Annotated in this window: 15 protein-coding genes; 5 read left to right on the top strand and 10 right to left on the bottom strand. The window is 67.6% G+C overall.

Features of this window, described 5'->3' with window-relative positions; genetic code table 11:
• Window positions 1-3: 3 nt before the first annotated feature.
• From LRH25_RS22590 to scpA, 9 genes are all read right to left on the bottom strand, one after another.
• Complete coding sequence (locus LRH25_RS22590) at window positions 4-1,662, bottom strand: helix-turn-helix domain-containing protein (RefSeq protein WP_231012283.1); 1,659 nt, start codon at window positions 1,660-1,662, stop codon at window positions 4-6.
• A gap of 299 nt (window positions 1,663-1,961) precedes the next feature.
• Window positions 1,962-3,251 carry a cytochrome P450 gene (locus LRH25_RS22585; protein ID WP_231012282.1) on the bottom strand — a complete coding sequence of 430 codons (1,290 nt, stop codon included), beginning with the start codon at window positions 3,249-3,251 and terminating at the stop codon, window positions 1,962-1,964.
• Between the two features lie 36 nt (window positions 3,252-3,287).
• A complete protein-coding gene (locus LRH25_RS22580) occupies window positions 3,288-3,755 on the bottom strand; it encodes a VOC family protein (protein WP_141291973.1) in 468 nt (155 codons plus the stop codon).
• The gene (locus LRH25_RS22575) at window positions 3,752-5,026 is read right to left on the bottom strand and encodes an FAD-dependent oxidoreductase (protein WP_231012280.1); all 1,275 of its coding nucleotides are present in this window, start codon (window positions 5,024-5,026) and stop codon (window positions 3,752-3,754) included. The genes LRH25_RS22580 and LRH25_RS22575 overlap by 4 nt, the downstream gene beginning before the upstream one ends.
• A 4-nt stretch (window positions 5,027-5,030) precedes the next feature.
• A complete protein-coding gene (locus LRH25_RS22570) occupies window positions 5,031-7,133 on the bottom strand; it encodes an acetyl-CoA carboxylase biotin carboxylase subunit (RefSeq protein WP_141286869.1) in 2,103 nt (700 codons plus the stop codon).
• 276 nt (window positions 7,134-7,409) lie between these two features.
• Window positions 7,410-8,942: an acyl-CoA carboxylase subunit beta gene (locus LRH25_RS22565; RefSeq protein ID WP_141286867.1), complete on the bottom strand. Its 1,533-nt coding sequence runs from the start codon at window positions 8,940-8,942 to the stop codon at window positions 7,410-7,412.
• Window positions 8,943-8,988: 46 nt separating this feature from the next.
• Window positions 8,989-10,200: a methylmalonyl Co-A mutase-associated GTPase MeaB gene (gene meaB / locus LRH25_RS22560; RefSeq protein ID WP_141286866.1), complete on the bottom strand. Its 1,212-nt coding sequence runs from the start codon at window positions 10,198-10,200 to the stop codon at window positions 8,989-8,991.
• Window positions 10,197-10,664 (bottom strand): GNAT family N-acetyltransferase, encoded by a 468-nt coding sequence (locus tag LRH25_RS22555; RefSeq protein ID WP_141286865.1) that lies wholly within the window; start codon window positions 10,662-10,664, stop codon window positions 10,197-10,199. Before LRH25_RS22555 ends, meaB begins: the two co-directional genes overlap by 4 nt.
• Window positions 10,665-10,744: 80 nt before the next feature.
• On the bottom strand, window positions 10,745-12,907 hold the full coding sequence (gene scpA, locus LRH25_RS22550; protein WP_141286864.1) for a methylmalonyl-CoA mutase: 2,163 nt from the start codon (window positions 12,905-12,907) through the stop codon (window positions 10,745-10,747).
• 183 nt (window positions 12,908-13,090) lie between these two features.
• Here scpA and LRH25_RS22545 point away from each other — a divergent pair, with 183 nt between their 5' ends.
• Window positions 13,091-13,744, top strand: coding sequence for a GntR family transcriptional regulator (locus tag LRH25_RS22545; RefSeq protein WP_231012279.1), 654 nt, complete (start codon window positions 13,091-13,093; stop codon window positions 13,742-13,744).
• Between the two features lie 21 nt (window positions 13,745-13,765).
• On the opposite strand, the gene LRH25_RS22540 is transcribed toward LRH25_RS22545, so the two are convergent.
• Window positions 13,766-14,425: a hypothetical protein gene (locus tag LRH25_RS22540; RefSeq protein ID WP_141286862.1), complete on the bottom strand. Its 660-nt coding sequence runs from the start codon at window positions 14,423-14,425 to the stop codon at window positions 13,766-13,768.
• A 189-nt stretch (window positions 14,426-14,614) separates the two neighbouring features.
• Between LRH25_RS22540 and LRH25_RS22535 the strand changes: the two genes are divergently transcribed.
• The 4 genes from LRH25_RS22535 to LRH25_RS22520 all read left to right on the top strand — a co-directional run bounded on the left by LRH25_RS22535 (window position 14,615) and on the right by LRH25_RS22520 (window position 19,223).
• Window positions 14,615-15,415: a hypothetical protein gene (locus LRH25_RS22535; protein WP_141286861.1), complete on the top strand. Its 801-nt coding sequence runs from the start codon at window positions 14,615-14,617 to the stop codon at window positions 15,413-15,415.
• 49 nt (window positions 15,416-15,464) lie between these two features.
• Window positions 15,465-16,049: a TMEM175 family protein gene (locus tag LRH25_RS22530; RefSeq protein ID WP_141286860.1), complete on the top strand. Its 585-nt coding sequence runs from the start codon at window positions 15,465-15,467 to the stop codon at window positions 16,047-16,049.
• Window positions 16,050-16,221: 172 nt separating this feature from the next.
• Window positions 16,222-17,970 (top strand): GspE/PulE family protein, encoded by a 1,749-nt coding sequence (locus LRH25_RS22525; protein ID WP_231012278.1) that lies wholly within the window; start codon window positions 16,222-16,224, stop codon window positions 17,968-17,970.
• A 5-nt stretch (window positions 17,971-17,975) separates the two neighbouring features.
• A complete protein-coding gene (locus LRH25_RS22520) occupies window positions 17,976-19,223 on the top strand; it encodes a type II secretion system F family protein (protein WP_141290006.1) in 1,248 nt (415 codons plus the stop codon).
• The last annotated feature ends 128 nt before the right edge of the window (window positions 19,224-19,351 follow it).

The following is a 19,351-nucleotide window of genomic DNA, read 5'->3' as shown; positions in this document are numbered from 1 at the left end:
CGGTCACGCCGCGCCCAGATGCGCCCGCCGATGTTCGCGGGCGCTCTGGCCAATGGCGCGGCGGAAGCAGCGCTCGAAGTGGCTGAGGTCGGCAAAGCCAGCGCGCAGCGCCACCTCGGTGATGCGCAGCTGCGGCTCCAGCAGCAGCAACTGCTGCGCCACATGGATGCGGATGCTCAGCAGGAAGGACTTGAAGCTCAGGCCTAGCGTGCTGCGAAACAGGTAGCTCAGGTGCGAGGCGCTGACATGGGCCTGCTCGGCCAGCTCGCCCAGTGCAATCGGCTCGGCATGGTGCTCGGCGAGGAAGACCAGCGCGCGTCGCAGGCCGGCATGCACCGTGTCCAGCACCCGGGTCTGGCGCTCCAGCACCACCTGCACCCACTGCGCCGCCGTGCGCGGCGCGGCAGTGGGCCGTGAACTGGCAGTGGCAGGCGACGGCCGCAAGGCAGCTGCGGCCGGCTGGCCGCCAGCCTGCGCCGGCTGCGCTGCGGTCGGTTCCACCGGTTCCACCGGCACCGCCAAGCGGTGGCCGCCCGTCAACCAGGGCGCATGCTGCAGCACCTCGGCATGGCCAATGGCCGGACTGTCCGTCATCACCGCGAGGCGGGCAATGGTGCGCTCCAGTTCGGAGACGTTTTCCGGCCAGTCGTAGCCGCGGCAGGCCTGCAGCAGCTCGGCGCTGCAACGCTGGGGCGCGGAGAAGCCATGGCGCTCCAGCGTGGCGCTGATCAGCGCCTCCATGTCGTCCTCGCGCACGCGCAGCGGCGGCAGCTCGGCGCCGAGGAAGTCCAGCTCGGCCAGCAAGGCCCTGGAGAACCCGGCTTCAGCGCCCAGCCGCGACAGGTCCGCGGTGGCCGAGGCAATGATGCGTGCGCCGTTGGCCTCGGTAGCCTCGCCAAGATGGGTCGGGCAAAGGTGTTGCAGGTGGCGGTGCAGCTGGGTCTGCAGCCGCGGGCTCAGCTCGTCAATGCCGTTCAGGAACAGCGTGCCGCCCTGGGCGCTGGCCAGCCACTGGGCCGGCTCGCCTGCAGGGTCTGCGCAATGTACCTCGACCACCGGACCGGCACTGCGCCGGCTGCCCACATGGATGGCCGCGGCCGCCCAGGCCTTCTCGGTGCCGAACTCGCCGTGCAGCAGCACCGGCAGGTCACTGCCCGCCGCGCGTTCGATGAAGCATTCCAGCGCGTGCAGCGGCTGGCTGATGCCCACCAGCAGGCTGGCCCGGCGCAGCTGCCGGCGCGACCAGGCCTGAACCCGGTAGCGGTGCGCCAGGTAGGCACACCGCTTGGCAAAATGCGCCACCCCATCGGCATGCTGCGCGCCACCCTCGGCCTGCGCATGCCAGCCCAGCGTGAGCTCGCCGATCGGCATGCCGGCGTAGTGGGCGGTGAACGCGGTCTGCACGCCGGTCGCCGGCTGCGGATGACCTTCCAGCGGCAGCCAGCCCTGCTCCCAGGCCGCGTCGTGCCAGCGGGTGCCAATGCCACCCGCCGGTTCGCCGTGAAAGCTCAGCCGGCCCACACCGCTGACTTCCAGGCTGCCATGCTGCACCGGCAGCTGCGCCATCAAGGCGCAGGCCAGGCCGCTCAATACCGCGGGCAAGTCGCGATGCGGGCGATAGGCGCCACGGACCAGCGCGTCGACCTGCGCCGTCGAAACCATCGCTTGACCCGCCGTCGCTTGCACCGCCCGTTCTGATCCAGGCACCGTCGACCCAACGTGATGTTTTTGAGCTCTTCGAGAGATGCTCAGCCTCTCGGTCCGAAGAGCAAGGATCACAAGGGCTGGCCATAAAGGGCAGGCGCCTTGCAGCGCAACTTCCTGGACCCAGCATAGGTGACAGCGCGCACGGCCGGACCTGTCAGGCCTGACAGGCAGTCCCCTCAGCCTGGAGGACGTTTCCCCCCTCCGATTGACGATGGCTCAGCACATGAGCTGATGCGCCAAACAATGACAGCTGCTCAGCCCTGCAGCTGCAGCACCGACGGGGCATGTGCATGCCGTGCCGGCATCACCGGCAGGCTGCGCAGGCCGCGGTACAGCGCATCGGGAATCCAGTCGGGCTGCGCGGCCAGCAACTGCGGCGGCTCGGGCCAGCGCTGCAACATCTGCTGCAACACCACCTCGGCTTCCATCTGCGTGAGCGCCGCGCCAATGCAGACGTGCGGGCCGGTGCCAAACGCCAGCGACGCGCCCTGCTGGCGCGCCAGGTCCAACTGCTCGGCCTCGCTGAAACGGGCTTCGTCGCGATTCGCGCAGCCGATCATCGCCAGCACGAGCTCGCCGCGGCGGATGGTCTGGCCATGCCACTGCACATCGGCCACCGCGCGGCGGCCGGTGTATTGCACCGGGGTTTCCAGCCGCAGCACCTCGCGCACCGCGCGTGGAATCAGGTCAGGCTGCTCACGCAGCATGCGCCAGCGCAGCGGGTCGCAGGCCAGCGTCTGCACCAGGCTGCCAATCAGGTGGCGTGTGGTCTCGTGGCCGGCGAACAGCAGCATCACGCATTGCGCCAGCAGTTCGGCATCGCTGGTGATGCGGCCCTCGGCCTGGCCTTGCAGCAGGCGGTCCAGCAGGTCGGCCACCGGCCGGTCCGGTGTCTGCTGGCGTGCGCTCAGCACGACTTCGAAGCCGCGCGCCAGCCGCAGCATCGCGCGCTGGGCGCGGCGGGCCTGCAGTTCGCTGGGCTGGGCCGCGCCGATGAAGGCAGCCAGGTCGTCGGACGAGGCCACGCTGAAGAGTTCCGGGTCTTCGTCGGACAGGCCCAGCAGCAGCGCCATCACCCGTGCCGGTAGCGGCCGGGCCAGCAGCGCGATCAGGTCGGAGGACTGGCCCACAGCGGCTGCCGCATCGGCCTGGTCCAGCGCCTGTGCGACAAAGGCTTCGATCTCGCTGCGCAGCCCGCGCATGGCCGCCGGCGTGAAGCCCGGTTGCATCAGCTGGCGCAGGCGGCCGTGGTCGGGCGCGTCCACGAACAGCATGGCGCGCGCGAACAGCCGCTGGAACTCGCTCAGTTCGCCTCGCTCGCTGGCCTGCTGCGTGACCCAGCCGCCGGTGCGGCGGGCCGAGAAGCGGGCCGTGTCGCGCAGCAGCGCTTCGCAATCGGCATAGCGGGTGACCAACCAGGCGCCGTCGAACCAGGCTTCGCTCCACAGCAGCGGGCCGGCCTCGCGCCAGTGGCGGTACTGGTCATACGGCAGGGGCGGTGCGCTCAGGTCCTGGCGCCAAACGGCTTGCGGTCTCGTCAACATGACCTCGACGGTACACGATCCTCGGGAATACCCCGATCAACCCAATGCCGCGATCACGTCGGCCGGCGCCTGCACCAGCTCGATCAGCACGCCTTCGCCCGAGAGCGGGAACTCGTCATTGGCCTTGGGATGGATGAAGCAGATGTCGTGGCCGGCCGCGCCGGGGCGGATGCCGCCAGGCGCAAAGCGCACGCCATTGGCCGTCATCCACTCGACGGCCTTGGGCAGGTCGTCCACCCACAGGCCCACGTGGTTCAGCGGCGTGGTGTGCACGGCAGGCTTCTTGTCCGGGTCCAGCGGCTGCATCAGGTCCACTTCCACGGCCGTCGGCCCGCTGCCCAGCGTGCAGATGTCCTCGTCCACGTTCTCGCGCTCGGAAACAAACGTGCTCTTGACCTGCAGGCCCAGCATGTCGACCCACAGCGACTTGAGCCGCTGCTTGTCCGGCCCGCCAATGGCGATCTGCTGGATGCCCAGGATGCGGAAAGGTTTCGGGCTGCTCATGAGGTTTGCTCCATCGGAAACGAATACGGGGGTGGCGTGGCGGCGGCCAGGTCCAGGCGACCCAACAGCCATCCGGACTTCATGCCACTGAGCGTGGCCATGGACTGGCCCTTGATCCACGGCAGGCGGCCGGCGGTGCCGAAAAACGCATCTCGAAAGCCCGGGCCCAGGCGCTGATCGGACTGGAACAGCGGCGTGAGCCAGCGGCTGACGCTTTGGTAGAAGCGCAGGTGAGCGCGTCGTCGCCGGCTGTACTCGGCCAGCGAAACAGGTACACCATGGTCCGAAAGGCACTGCGACAGCACCCAGGCGTCGATCAAGGCCATGTTGGCGCCCTGGCCCAGCTGCGGGCTCATGCCGTGCGCGCAGTCGCCCAGCGCCACCACGCGGCCCTGGTGCCAGTGCTGCATGCGCACGTCGGCGTAGCGGGCCACGCGCAGCTGCGCGGGATCGGTCAAACCGGCCAGCAGCGGCGCGACCTCGGGCAGCAAGGACTGCATCTCGGCCCTCAGCGCCGACAGCGCCGCTGCATCCGGCTGCGCCTGCCAGCGCTTCAGCGCGTCGTCGCGCAGGCTCCAGAACAGGTTGACGCCGCCAGGCGCGTCCGGCACGCCATGCGGGCGGCCTACAGGCATCAGCCCCAGCATCTGCCGCGCGCCGCGAAAGCGCTGGCGCAGCAGCCGCAACGGCGCGCCTTCGGGCTGCGGCAGCACGCACCACACGGCGCCCCACGGGAACAGCGTTTCGCGCTGCGGCACCGTGAGCTGGCGGCGCAACTGCGAAAACGTGCCGTTGGCCAGCACCAACAGGTCGAAGCGGCCGAGTTCTCGCTCGCGCTGGCGCAGCGTCACACCCGCATCGTCCTGCGCGAACCCATCCACCGCCACGCCGCAGTGCCAATCGGCGCCGCTGGCCCGCAGCGCCTGCCAGAGCAAGCCCATCAAGGCGCCGCGCTGCGCGCCCAGGCCGTGCACCTCTGGACCCAGGCAGCGGTAGTCCATGTCCAGCACGCTGCGGCCAGTGGCGGTGTCGCCCACCAGCTGGTGGACCACGGCGCCGAGCGCAACCATTTCGTCCCGCAAGCCGAGCTGACCCAGCACCTGCAGACCGGTGGGTTGCAGCAGCACGCCTGCACCAATCGGCGCCGGCTCCGCCACTGCCTCGAAGACCTGCACCGCATGGCCGGCGCGGCGCAGCAACACCGCCGCCGCGCAACCGGCCACGCCAGCGCCGACGACCGCGACCTTCAGTTGGCCCGAGGACTTCAGCACTGCCTCACTCGAAGGCCAGGATGGACTGGTCCACCGCCAGGCTGTCGCCCTTCTTGGCGAGCACGTCCTTGACGATGCCGTCCTGCGTGGCAACCAGGATGTTCTCCATCTTCATCGCCTCGATCACCGCCAGCTTCTCGCCGGCCAGCACCTTCTGGCCGATGGCCACCGAGACCTCGGCCAGCAGGCCGGGCATGGGCGAGAGCAGGAACTTGGACAGGTCAGGCGGCGCCTTGTAGGGCATCAGCTTGAGCAGCTCGGCGGCACGCGGCAACAGCGCCAGCGCGTCAATGGCGGTGCCGTTGTGCGAGACACGCAGCGCCAGCGGCTGGCGCGCCGGGCTGCGCTCGATCTGTGCGCTGAAGGGCTTGCCGTCCACCGTGCCGACCATCAGCACGTCGCCGAGCTTGGTGTGGCTCTGGATCTGGAAGGTTTTGCCACCGACGGTCACGGCCAGCGTGCCCTTGGCCGCATCGAACTCGCCCAGCGCCACCGGGTGGTGCACATGTTGGCCTTGCTCGCCGAGCTGCACGATGACCAGCTCGTCAGCATGTGCCACGTCATGGCCCTGCAACTGGCCGGTGATGCCGGCTGCGCGCTCGCGGGCCTTGCGGCGCACGAAGGCCGCCAGCGCCACCAGGAACAGGGGCTCGTCGTGCGGCACGTCCTCGGCGCGGAAACCGTGGGCGTAGTGCTCGGCGATGAAGCCGGTGTTGAAGTCGCCGCTGACGAATTTCGGGTGCGCCAGCAGCGCGGCCTGGAACGGGATGTTGCTGGAGATGCCGCGGATCACGAACGCGTTCAGCGCCTCGCGCATCTTGGCAATCGCGTCATTGCGGTCCCGCCCGTGCACGATCAGCTTGGCGATCATCGAGTCATAGAACATCGGGATCTCGCCGCCTTCGTAGACGCCGGTGTCCACCCGAACACCGCCCCAGGTGTTCGTCGACAGGTTCTCGCCACCGAAGCCGCCCTCGTAGGCAGGGCCCTGCAGCGTCTGCACCGACTGTTCGAGTGCGGTGGCCGGCGGCTGGTACTTCACCAGCCGACCTGTGGACGGCAGGAAGTTGCGGAACGGATCTTCGGCATTGATGCGGCACTCGATGGCCCAGCCCTCGCGCTTGAGGTCCGCCTGCGTGAAGCCCAGCGGTTCGCCGGCCGCCACGCGGATCATCTGCTCCACCAGGTCCAGCCCGGTGATGCACTCGGTCACCGGGTGTTCCACCTGCAGCCGGGTGTTCATCTCCAGGAAGTAGAAGCTCTGGTCCTTGCCGACCACGAACTCCACCGTGCCGGCGCTCTGGTACTTCACCGCCTTGGCCAGTTGCACCGCCTGCGCACCCATGGCCTGGCGCGTCTCCTCACTGATGAAGGGCGACGGCGCCTCTTCGATCACCTTCTGATGCCGGCGCTGGATGGAACATTCGCGCTCCCACAGGAACACCGCGTTGCCCTGCGAATCGCCCAGCACCTGGATCTCGATGTGGCGCGGCTCCTCGACGAACTTCTCGATGAAGACGCGGTCGTCGCCGAAGCTGTTGCGGGCCTCGTTGCGGCAGGACGAGAAACCGTCGAAGGCTTCCTTGTCGTTGAAGGCCACGCGCAAGCCCTTGCCGCCGCCGCCGGCGCTGGCCTTGATCATCACCGGGTAGCCCACCCCCTTGGCAATCTCGACCGCCTGCTCGGGCGTGTCGATCGCTTCGTTCCAACCGGGGATGGTGCTGACGTTCGCTTCCTTCGCCAGCTTCTTCGAGGCGATCTTGTCGCCCATCGCGGCAATCGAATAATGCTTCGGCCCGATGAACACCAGGCCCTCTTCCTCGACCCGGCGCGCAAACGCCTCGTTCTCCGACAGAAAGCCGTAGCCCGGGTGGATGGCCTCGGCACCGGTGGCCTTGGCTGCGGCAATGATCTTGTCGGCCACGAGATAGGACTCGCGCGAAGGCGCCGGGCCCAGCAGCACGGCCTCGTCAGCCAGCGCCACGTGGCGAGCCTCCTTGTCCGCCTCGGAATACACCGCCACGGTGGCAATGCCCATCTTCTTCGCGGTCTTGATGACGCGGCAGGCGATCTCGCCCCGGTTCGCAATGAGGATCTTTTTAAACATCGCTCAACACCTTACGTATTCGCAGCAATTGCGAGTGTCCAGACACCCGACTTGGATGCCGGCTCAACAACACCCTCTGATCTCAAGGCAGTGCACGCCCACCTCATGTCGTACTGCCACGAAAAGAATAGATCTCCTGCTTCGCGAAGGTCGGATTCGTGATGCGTCCAGATGTCCCGCGCCACAGAGATCAGATGTGCTTCACCCCCGCTACGTTGCAAGGCATCAATCACCCATTGCTTTAGGACATCACGAGCTACGGTCATGTCGTCTCCTTCACAGAGGAATATTGCCGTGCTTGCGCCACGGGTTGTCGAGCTGCTTGTCCTTGAGCATGACCAGCGAGCGGCAGATGCGCTTGCGGGTCTCGTGCGGCTGGATCACGTCGTCGATGAAGCCGCGGCTGCCGGCCACGAAGGGGTTCGCGAAGCGGGCCTTGTATTCGGCTTCCTTGGCTGCGAGCTTGGCCGGGTCGCCCTTGTCTTCGCGGAAGATGATCTCGACGGCGCCTTTGGCACCCATCACCGCGATCTCGGCGTTCGGCCAGGCGAAGTTCACGTCGCCGCGCAGGTGCTTGGAGCTCATCACGTCATAGGCGCCGCCATAGGCCTTGCGGGTGATCACGGTGATCTTGGGCACCGTGCATTCGGCGTAGGCATACAGCAGCTTGGCGCCGTGCTTGATGATGCCGCCGTACTCCTGCGAGGTGCCGGGCATGAAGCCGGGCACGTCGACGAAGGTGACGACCGGTATCTGGAACGCATCGCAGAAGCGCACGAAGCGCGCGGCCTTGATGCTGCTCTTGATGTCCAGGCAGCCGGCCAGCACCTGCGGGTTGTTGGCCACGATGCCGACCGTTGCGCCTTCCATGCGCGCGAAGCCGATCACGATGTTGGCCGCGTAGTCGGGCTGCAGCTCGAAGAAGTCGCCGTCGTCCACCACCTTCAGGATCAGCTCCTTCATCTCATAGGGCTTGTTCGGGTTCTCGGGCACCAGCGTGTCCAGCGACAGGTCCATGCGCGTGCCGGGATCGCCGCTGGGGCGCACGGGCGGCTTCTCGCGGTTGGACAGCGGCAGGTAGTTGAAGAAGCGGCGCAGCATCAGCAGCGCTTCCACGTCGTTGTTGAAGGCCAGGTCGGCCACGCCGCTGCGGCCGGTGTGGGTGAGCGCGCCGCCCAGCTCCTCGGCCGTCACGCTTTCGTGCGTGACCGTCTTCACCACCTCGGGGCCGGTGACGAACATGTACGAGCTGTCCTTCACCATGAAGATGAAGTCAGTCATGGCCGGCGAATAGACCGCGCCGCCAGCGCAGGGCCCCATGATCATGCTGATCTGCGGCACCACGCCGGAGGCCATCACGTTGCGCTGGAACACGTCCGCATAACCGCCCAGCGAGGCCACGCCTTCCTGGATGCGCGCGCCGCCCGAGTCATTCAGCCCGATGACAGGCGCGCCGACCTTCATCGCCTGGTCCATCACCTTGCAGATCTTCTCGGCGTGCGCTTCAGAGAGTGCGCCGCCGAAGACGGTGAAGTCCTGGCTGAAGACAAACACAAGGCGACCGTTGATGGTGCCGTAGCCGGTCACCACGCCGTCGCCGGGGATCTTGTTGTCGGCCATGCCGAAGTCGGTGCAGCGGTGCTCGACGAACATGTCCCACTCTTCGAACGTGCCTTCGTCCAGCAGCAGCTCCAGGCGTTCGCGCGCCGTCAGCTTGCCCTTGCCATGCTGTGCGGCGATGCGCTTCTCGCCGCCACCCAAACGGGCCTTCTGGCGCTGGTCTTCCAGCCGTTGCTGAATGTCTTGCATGGGGTCGTCCTCTTGTCTCGTTCGGGTATCTGGAAAGATGGTGAGATCAGCGCGTGTCCAGCAGGTCCAGCAGGCGGCGCGCAGCCACCGAGGCAGCCACCTGGCCGGCGCGCACCGCAGCAGTCAGCGGTGCCAGTTGTTCTCGCACCCCAGGGTGGGCGCGGAAGCGGGCTTTCAGGCCGGCGTCCAGCCGCTCCCACATCCAGGACTCGTCCTGGCGCTGGCGGCGCGCCGCGATCTGGCCGGCCGCGGCGCGCAGCGTACGGAAGCGCTGCACGGTCTGCCAGAAAGTGTCCACGCCCTGGGCTTTCAGCGCACTGAGCTGGATCACGGTGGGCTGCCATTGCTCAATGGTGCCCCCAGGCCGGGACTGCGCTCCGGCCGCCCCCCAAGGGGGTGGAGGAAACTTGGGGCGGCCCGGCGTTTCCTCCGGCGCGCCCGGCGCCGGATGGGCCATGCCGTGGCCGTGGAACAGGCGCTGCGCCGAACTGATCTGCGCGCGGGCGCGGGTGGCCGCGGCTTCGTCCAGGTCGGCCTTGTTGATGACGACCAGGTCGGCGATTTCCATCACGCCTTTCTTGATCGCCTGCAGGTCGTCTCCGGCATTGGGCAGCTGCATCAGCACGAACATGTCGGTCATGCCGGCGACTGCTGTTTCGCTCTGGCCCACGCCCACGGTCTCGACGATCACCATGTCATAGCCCGCCGCCTCGCAGACCAGCATGGCCTCGCGCGTGCGCTCGGCCACGCCACCCAGCGTGCCGCTGCTGGGGCTGGGGCGGATGTAGGCAGACTCATTGACGCTGAGCTGCTCCATGCGCGTCTTGTCGCCCAGGATGGAGCCGCCGGAAACGCTGGAAGATGGGTCCACCGCCAGCACCGCCACGCGATGGCCCAGGGCAATCAGGTGCAGCCCCAGCGCCTCGATGAAAGTGCTCTTGCCGACACCCGGCACACCGGAGATGCCAAGCCGGAACGAGCGGCCGGTGTGCGGCAGCAAGGCGTTGAGCAATGCGTCCGCACGGAGCCGGTGGTCCGCGCGGGTGGACTCCAGCAGCGTGATGGTCTTGGCGATGGCGCGGCGCTGCTGGGCTGCATCGCCCGTGGTCACCTGCGCCAACAGCAGGGCATCGGCCGCCGGCAGCGATCCATCCCGTGGCGTCGCGCAATCCAGCGGCTGCGGCGGATCCGGCTCTGCCGGTCCGCTTGCAGCGCCCCCCTGGGGGGGAGCGCCGCAGGCGCTACGGGAGGGGGTCATGGTCTTGCCGAGCGCAGGTAGTACAGGTCCCACTCGCCTTCGGCCTGCAGCACGAAGCCGTGGCGCAGGTAGAAGCGGTTGGCGTCGCTGTGCTTGAGGGCGGTCACGCTGACGGCCTTGTGCTGCGCGTCTGCCTCGTTCAGCACCTGCGACAGCACCCAGGAACCGATGCCTTCGCCCTGCGCGCTGGGATGGATGTAGAGGTGGTCCAGCAGCCAGTCATGCTCGCGCGGCACGACGACGACAAAGCCAACCAGTTCGCCGCTGCGCAGGATGTGCCGCGTGTACGCCGGCAGGTAGCCGCGCGAGAGGCGCTCGCGGGCGCGCTGCGGGTCGAAACGGCCCACCTTGTCCAGGCTTTCGCGCATGGCGGCCAGGCGCAGCGACAGCAAGGCCTCGAAATCGCCTTCGCCAGCCGGGGCCAGTGACAGTGAGCCGGCGGGTGGAACAGGGGGGAGCGTCATACAGCAGTCCTTGGGGCGACGGCGGTCCGCGGAGTGCGGGCGCTGGCCGGCGGTCAGTCAATCAGTGTCGATCAAACCGCTCAGGCGGACTGTGCAGCGCGGATCTGCTCCAGCACGTCCTTGGCGCTGACGGGGATCGGCGTGCCTGGGCCGTAGATGCCCTTGACGCCGGCGTCGTAGAGGAAGCCGTAGTCCTGCGCGGGGATGACGCCGCCGACAAAAACGATGATGTCGTCCGCGCCCTGCTTCTTCAGCTCGGCCACGATGGCCGGCACCAGCGTCTTGTGCCCCGCCGCCAGCGTGGAGATGCCCACCGCATGCACGTCGTTCTCGATGGCCTGGCGGGCGCACTCTTCGGGCGTCTGGAACAGCGGGCCCATGTCCACGTCGAAGCCCAGGTCGGCAAACGCGGTGGCCACCACCTTGGCGCCGCGGTCGTGCCCGTCCTGGCCGAGCTTGGCGATCATCACGCGCGGCCGGCGACCGGCTTCTTCGGCAAACGCGGCAATCTCGTTCTGCAGCTTCTCCCAGCCTTCGGCCGAGTCATAGGCCGCGGCATAGACGCCGGTGACCTTCTGGATGTCGGCGCGGTGGCGGCCGTAGGCCTTCTCCAGCGCGTCGCTCACCTCGCCCACCGTGGCGCGCAGGCGCACCGCCTGGATGCTCAAGTCCAGCAGGTTGCCCTGCCCGCTTTCGGCGGCGGCAGTGAGCGCCGCCAGCGCGGCCTCAACCTTGGCGCTGTCGCGTGCAGCGCGCAGGTTCTTCAGGCGTTCGACCTGGGCCTCGCGCACCATGACGTTGTCGATGTCCAGGATCTCGATCGCGTCTTCCTTCGCGAGCTTGTACTTGTTGACGCCAACGATCACGTCCGCGCCGGAGTCGATGCGGGCCTGCTTCTCGGCCGCGGCGGCTTCGATCTTCAGCTTGGCCCAGCCGGAAGCGACGGCCTTGGTCATGCCACCCATGCCTTCGACTTCCTCGATGATGGCCCAGGCCTGGTCGGCCATGTCCTGGGTCAGTTTTTCCATCATGTAGCTGCCTGCCCAGGGGTCGACCACGCTGGTGATGTGCGTCTCTTCCTGGATGATGAGCTGGGTGTTGCGGGCGATGCGGGCACTGAATTCGGTGGGCAGCGCAATGGCTTCGTCCAGCGCGTTGGTGTGCAGGCTTTGCGTGCCGCCGAAGACGGCGGCCATGGCCTCGACTGTCGTGCGCACCACGTTGTTGTACGGGTCCTGCGCGGTCAGGCTCCAGCCTGAGGTCTGGCAGTGGGTGCGCAGCATCAGGCTCTTGGCCTTCTGGGCATTGAAGCCCTTCATGATGCGGCACCACAGCAGGCGCGCCGCACGCATCTTGGCGATCTCCAGGTAGAAGTTCATGCCGATGGCCCAGAAGAAGCTGAGCCGGCCGGCGAAGTCGTCCACGTCCATGCCCTTGGCAATGGCGGTCTTCACGTACTCCTTGCCGTCCGCCAGCGTGAAGGCCAATTCAAGTGCCTGATTCGCGCCGGCCTCCTGCATGTGGTAGCCGGAGATGCTGATCGAGTTGAACTTCGGCATGTTCTTCGCCGTGTACTCGATGATGTCGCCGATGATGCGCATGCTCGGCTCGGGCGGGTAGATGTAGGTGTTGCGCACCATGAACTCTTTCAGAATGTCGTTCTGAATGGTGCCGGAGAGCTGGTCCTGCGCCACGCCCTGTTCTTCGGCGGCCACCACGTAGCCGGCCAGCACCGGCAGCACCGCGCCATTCATCGTCATCGAGACGGACACCTTGTCCAGCGGGATCTGGTCAAACAGGATCTTCATGTCCTCGACCGAGTCGATCGCCACACCCGCCTTGCCGACGTCGCCGGTCACGCGCGGATGGTCGCTGTCATAGCCGCGGTGGGTGGCGAGGTCGAAGGCTACCGACACGCCCTGCCCGCCGGCGGCCAGCGCCTTGCGGTAGAAGGCATTGCTGGCCTCGGCGGTGGAGAAGCCGGCGTACTGGCGAATGGTCCACGGGCGCACTGCGTACATCGTGGCCTGAGGGCCGCGCAGGAAGGGCTCGAAGCCGGGCAGCGTGTCGGTGTAGGCCAGGCCTTGCAGGTCGGCCGCGGTGTAGAGCGGCTTGACGGTGATGCCGTCTGGCGTCTGCCAGTTCAAGGCCTCCACGTTGCCATTCGGCGCGGACTTGGCAGCGGCCTGCGCCCATTGCGACAGGCTGGCAGGCTTGAACTCGGGCGAAGAACTTGACGACATGCGGGCTCCAGACGGGGCCCGCCATGAGCGCAGATGAGCGCGGGTCCACGTTTTCCATCATACGTGATTCATAATTATGGATGCAATATTCAAGCAGGCGTGAGATTTGCGTACGCAACGCCGCCGGGCCCGCCTGGGTCCGCCGTGCGCCCTGACCTCTTTCCATCGCTGACCGATTCGACCGTGACCGCTGACGACACCGCCACCCTCTTCTCCCCGCGGGCCCTGTACCAGCAGGTGGCAGAAAAACTGCGCGAGCAGATCTTCAACCGCGAGTTGGAGCCCGGCAGCTGGATCGACGAACAGAAGCTGGCGGTCGACTACGGCATCAGCCGCACGCCGCTGCGCGAGGCACTGAAGGTGCTGGCGGTCGAAGGCCTGGTGACGATGAAGGTGCGGCGCGGCGCCTATGTCACCGAGATGTCGGTGGCCGATGTGAACCAGGTCTATCACCTGCTGGGCCTGCTGGAGAGCGACGCTGCAGCCCAGGTGGCGCGCAAGGCCAGCGACGCGCAACTCGCCGAGTTGCAGGCCCTGCACGACCGGCTGGAAAGCCAGACCGGCCAGCGCGACGCATTCTTCCGCACCAACGAGCAGTTCCACATGGCCTTGCTGGCCGCTGCGGGCAACCGCTGGACCATCCAGATCGTCGACGACCTGCGCAAGATGATGAAGCTCAACCGCCATCATTCGCTGTTCAAGCAGGGCCGCATCGAGGAGTCGCTGGCGGAGCACCGTGAAGTGGTGGCGGCACTGCAGCGGCGTGATGCGCCAGGCGCTGCGGCGCTGATGCAGCGCCATTTCTCCAACGGCCTGGCCGCCGCAACGGGAAACTGAGCCCCGGCGGCGGCCGGTGCTTCAAGGCTGCAGCGTGAACGTGATGCCGCAGGCCTGGCTGTTGCTGCTGTTGTAGCCGCTCAGCGTCAGCTGGTCACCGGCCTGCACCGCGCTGAGGATCTCGCCGGTGTTGGCGCAGCCCCAGAACGTGCCGTTCGCGTAACCCACCTCGCCCCAGCTGTAGTCGGTCTGGTTGGGGATCTTGTCGATGCCGGCGGCCAGCAGGTCCAGCTCGAACGGATGGCCGGCAATGGCGCCACTGGTCCAGCTGCCGCTGATCACATAGCCATTCGCCGCGTTGCAGCTCATCGAAGCCTGCTGGCGCCCGCTGCTGAGGATGGACGTGGCCACGCTGCACACCTCGCCCAGCGCATTCTTGTAGGTGCCGGCGACGAAGTTGTTGCCGTTGACCTTGATGGACTTGACCGACACCACGTCGACCTTGACCGGCTTGCCGGCATCGTTGGCCGTCACGGTCATCGTCAGGTCCCAATAGGCGAGCTTGCCGGTCGAGTCGGTGATGGGCACGCGGTAGGCGTGCATCACGTTGCCGGTGGGCAGCACCAGGCCACGCTCCAGGTAGACCTGCGGTGCCGTCTGCGCCATGGCGGGCAGACAGGCCAGCCCAGCCACTGCGAGGCCCAGCCATCGGCAGGCGGACTTCAATTGGAAACCGTTCATGAATTTTTCTCCCTTTGATGGAATGCCGGACCGGCGAACACCGGCCTCGGGCGCCGCCGCAAAGCGGCGCGGGGGGATTCTGTCAGCGGGCAGGACGCTGCCGGCACACCACCAGCCAACCCCCCTAAAGCTGAACACCAGGCCTGCCCCAGCGTGGCCGAACCCCGATCCCCCGCTATGCTGCCGCGCATGTCACGCCAACCTCAACGCTCATCCCTGCTCCTCGTGCTCGCCCTGGCCCTGCCTTGCGCAAGCGCCATCGCCGATTCCGCCTGCTGGCCCGAAGCCAAGCTGATCGGCACCAGCGCGACCGGCTACGTGCGCGCCCACAAGCTCTGGGCGCAAGGCCCGGACGCTGGCGCCAAGCCCGCCGCGCAGGACGCCGTGCCCACCTGGACCCGCGATGGCCAGCCGGCCAAGCCGCTGCGCTGCGAAGAGATCAAGACCTTCAACGGCGAATGCCAGGACGAATACGCCTACGTGCCGCTGTGGGGCAACCCGACCGCCCCTCGCGTCGAGACCCGCAACGCCAGCGGCGAGCCGGTCTGGCTGCAGGTCGACACCAGCGACGGCCAGAGCGGCACCCCGGTGATGGCCATGGGCCGCCGCGGCGAGCTGGTGAACCCCGAAGACGCGCCCTTGCTCGTCGCGCACAACCCCAAGGCCGAGCCGGTCAAGTCCACGCCCGCCAGCGAAAAGGCCGTGCTGGCCTTCATGCAGCAGCAGGACAAGAAAACCCCGCGCGCCAAGCTGCAAGCCACGCTGCGCGGGCAGGAGGCGTCGGACCACTGGTCGCGCGAAGTGCAGGTCCTGGCCTTTGCCAAGTTGCCGGACGGCCTGTGGATGCAACTCGCCGAGACCTGGGCCTGGTCCGCCAAGGGCAACGGCCTGGACCCCAAGCCCAGCCCCTTCCTGCGCACCGGCTGGCTGCGCCACCGGGACGCAGACGGCAAGCTGCTGGCCGTGGTGCAAACGCCCTGGTGCGACTGACGCCCGCCCATGCTCACGCCATCAATCGAACCAGCACAAGGAACCCACGATGGGCAAGACCCGGCTTGAAGCTTTCAGCGATGGCGTGATGGCCATCATCATCACCATCATGGTCCTGGAGCTGAAGGTGCCACACGGCGAAGACCTGGCTTCGCTGCTGCCGCTGGCGCCGGTGTTCCTCAGCTACGTGCTGAGCTTCATCTACGTCGGCATTTACTGGAACAACCATCACCACATGCTGCACGCGGCCAGGCACGTGAACGGCGGCGTGCTGTGGGCCAACCTGCACCTGCTGTTCTGGCTGTCGCTGCTGCCCTTTGTCACGGGCTGGCTGGGCGAGAACCACTTCGGCCCCCTGCCCTGCGCGGTCTACGGCTTCGTGCTGCTGATGTGCGCTGTCGCCTGGTACCTGCTGCAGCTTTGCATCATGTCGGTGGACGGCAACGAGTCCATGCTCAAGCGCGCGCTGGGCAGCGACTGGAAAGGCAAGTTCTCGCCCTTCCTCTACATCGCCGGCATCGCCTCCTCGTTCTGGATGACCTGGCTGGCACTGTCGTTCTACGTGCTGTCGGCGCTGATCTGGCTGGTGCCGGACAGGCGCATCGAGCGGGTGGTCAACAGCGCCGAGACCTGACCCTGGCGGCAGGGGCCAAGCGCCCGTGACCGGCACAACCAGCAGCTGGCAAGTTGCAAGACTCGATCTGGGCCTTGAACCCCGGCTTCATCCATCCATCGCTTTCTCGCCCAGCTCCTAGCATCCTCGGTACCCGACATTGCGCTGCGCTTTTCCCGCGCGGCTGCCTGCCATGAGTGCCGATCCGACCGCCCCCGCCAGCCCGACCACCTTTGCCAAGCCGCCCAAGCTGCGGCTGGGGGACGTGCTGGTGCAGCAGAAGCTGGTGTCCGAGGCCCAGGTGCAGCAGGCGCTGGAGGAAGGCAAGCAGACGGGCAAGCGCCTCGGTCGCCTGCTGATCGAGCGTGGGCTGGTGACGGAAGAGGCGGTGGTACAGGCCCTGGCCACTCAGCTGCGCATTCCGTTTGTCAACCTGAAGACCTTCCCGCTGCGCAGCGACACGGTGAAGCTGCTGCCCGAGTCCCCCGCCCGGCGCCACCGCGCCATCGTGCTGGAAGACAAGGGCGAGTTCTGCACCGTGGCCGTGGCGGACCCATTGGACCTGTTCGCCTATGACGAACTGGTGCGGCTGCTGCGCAAGCCGATCCAGATCGCGGTGGCGGCCGAGAGCCAGCTGCCGGCAGCATTCGACAAGCACTACCGCCGCAACGACGAGATCACCGGCCTGGCCAAGGCGCTGGAAAAGGACGTGGGCGATGCGGTGGACTTCGGCACGCTGCAGGCCAGCCTAGGCCAGGAAGCCGCGCCCGTGGTGCGGCTGCTGCAATCGCTGTTCGAGGACGCCGTGAACGTCGGCGCGTCCGACGTTCACCTGGAGCCGCAGGAGCGCGAGCTGCTGATCCGCAACCGCGTGGACGGCGTGTTGCAGACCCAGGCGCAGGCCGACAAGCGCATTGCCGCAGCCCTCACGCAGCGCCTGAAGCTGATGGCCTCGCTGGACATTTCCGAGAAGCGCCTGCCGCAGGACGGCCGCTTCTCGCTGCGCCTGAAGGACCGCACGCTGGACGTGCGCCTGTCCACGCTGCCCAGCCAGCATGGCGAATCGGTGGTGATGCGGCTGCTGGGCCAGGACAGCGCGGTGCGCCGGCTCGACAGCATCGGCATGCCTTCGGCGATGCTGCGACGCTTCACCGAGATCCTCGGCCGCGTCTCCGGCATGGTGCTGGTCACCGGCCCCACGGGTTCCGGCAAGACGACCACGCTGTACGCCGCACTGGCCGAGGTGGACGCCGAGCAGAACAAGATCATCACCGTCGAAGACCCGGTGGAATACCGGCTGCCGGGCCTGACCCAGGTGCAGGTCAACGACAAGATCGAGCTGACCTTCGCGCGTGTGCTGCGCGCCTGTTTGCGGCAGGACCCGGACGTGATCCTGGTCGGCGAAATGCGTGATCCGGAGACGGCCGAGATCGGCCTGCGCGCCGCAATGACCGGCCACATGGTGCTCTCCACGCTGCACACCAAGGACGCCATCAGCACGCCGTTCCGCCTGCTGGACATGGGCGTGCCGGCCTTCATGGTCGCCACCTCGCTGCAGGCCGTGATCGCCCAGCGCCTGGTGCGCGGCGTGTGCGAACACTGCGCCGAGCCACATGCCCTCACCCCGCAGCAGCAGGCCTGGCTGGACGCGGTGGCGGGCGAACGTGCGGCCGGCATCGCGCCCAAGCGCGGCCGCGGCTGCACCCAGTGCAACAGCACCGGCTACACCGGCCGCCACGGCGTCTACGAGATGCTGGAAATGGACGCCGACCTGACCCAGGCCGCCACCCAGGGCGACCCGACCGCCTTCCTCGCCGCCGCGCGCAAGCGCATGGCCGGCCGCAGCCTGGTGGACCACGCGCTGGAACTGCTGCGCCTGGGCCGCACCTCCATCACCGAGGCCCTGCGCATGGCCTCGGACGTGGACAACTCGGGCCACTGAAACCCATGGCCACCTATGCCTGGCGCGGCCGCAACAGCCGCGGCGAACTGATCACCGGCAACAGCGAGGCCGAGAGCGACAACATCGTCGCCGACCAGCTGCTGGCCAGCGGCGTCACGCCGATTGCCGTCACCCTCACCGAGCTGGCCGCCGCCGTCAGTGGCGAATCCACCGGCTCGCCCGCGCTGCAGGCCCTGCTGGGCAACAAGGTGACCGGCGAAGACACCCTCGTGCTGTCGCGCCAGCTCTACACGCTGCAGAAGGCCGGCGTGCCGCTGCTGCGCTCGCTCAACGGCCTGCAGGCCTCGTCCGACAAGCCGGCGCTGACCCGGCTGCTGGCCGACCTGCGCGCCAGCCTGGACCAGGGCCGCGAACTCTCGGCCGCGCTGGCCCGGCATCCGGACATCTTCAGCGCCTTCTATGTGGCCATGGTGCAGGTGGGAGAGATGACCGGCAAGCTGACCGAGGTCTTCCAGCGCCTGGCCGACCACATGGCATTCGAGCTGGACACCCGCGCCCGCATCAAGCAGGCGCTGCGCTACCCGATGATGGTCGGCATCGCCATCGTCGCGGCACTGGTGGTGATCAACATCTTCGTGCTGCCCACCTTCGCCACGATGTTCGCCGGCTTCAAGACCGAGCTGCCGCTGATGACGCGCGTGCTGCTGGGCGTGTCGTCCTTCACGGTGCACTGGTGGCCGCTGCTGCTGGCCGGCAGCGTCGGCGGTGTGATGCTGCTGCGACAGTGGCTCGCCACGCCGGAGGGTCGCTACCTCTGGGACCGGAAAAAACTGCGCCTGCCCATCATCGGCCCCATCGTGCTGAAGGCCACGCTGGCCCGCTTCGCCCGCAGCTTCGCAATGGCCTCCAAGAGCGGCGTGCCCATCAGCCAGGCCATGACGGTGGTGGCCCGCACGGTGGACAACGCCTGGATCGGCTCGCGTGTCGAGCAGATGCGCGACGGCGTGGAGCGCGGCGAAAGCATCTCGCGCTGCGCAGCCACCGCGGGCGTGTTCACCCCGGTGGTGCTGCAGATGATCGCCGTGGGCGAAGAAACCGGCGAGCTGGACACGCTGCTGGTCGAGATTGCCGACATGTACGAACGCGAGACCGACCACGCGATCAAGGGCCTGTCCTCGGCGATCGAGCCCATCCTGCTGCTGGTCATCGGTGCCATGGTGCTGGTGCTGGCGCTCGGCGTTTTCATGCCGCTCTGGGGCATGGGCCAGGCCGCCATGGGACATTCATCGTGAATGTAAGTGCGCCCTCAAGCCGGGCAAAGGCCCGCCGATAACAGGCTCACGCTGCCATCAACCCTGGGCGAGGTCGGCGATCCAAACCCTTTGCGGCCCGCCCGCCGCGCGACTCGAAAGGTCTCACT

The organism is Ideonella azotifigens (genome assembly GCF_021043325.1).
In the GTDB taxonomy this organism is placed as follows: domain Bacteria; phylum Pseudomonadota; class Gammaproteobacteria; order Burkholderiales; family Burkholderiaceae_C; genus Ideonella; species Ideonella azotifigens.
Note: the sequence above shows the minus strand (reverse complement) of the source record. Positions and strands in the feature narration are given on the sequence as shown.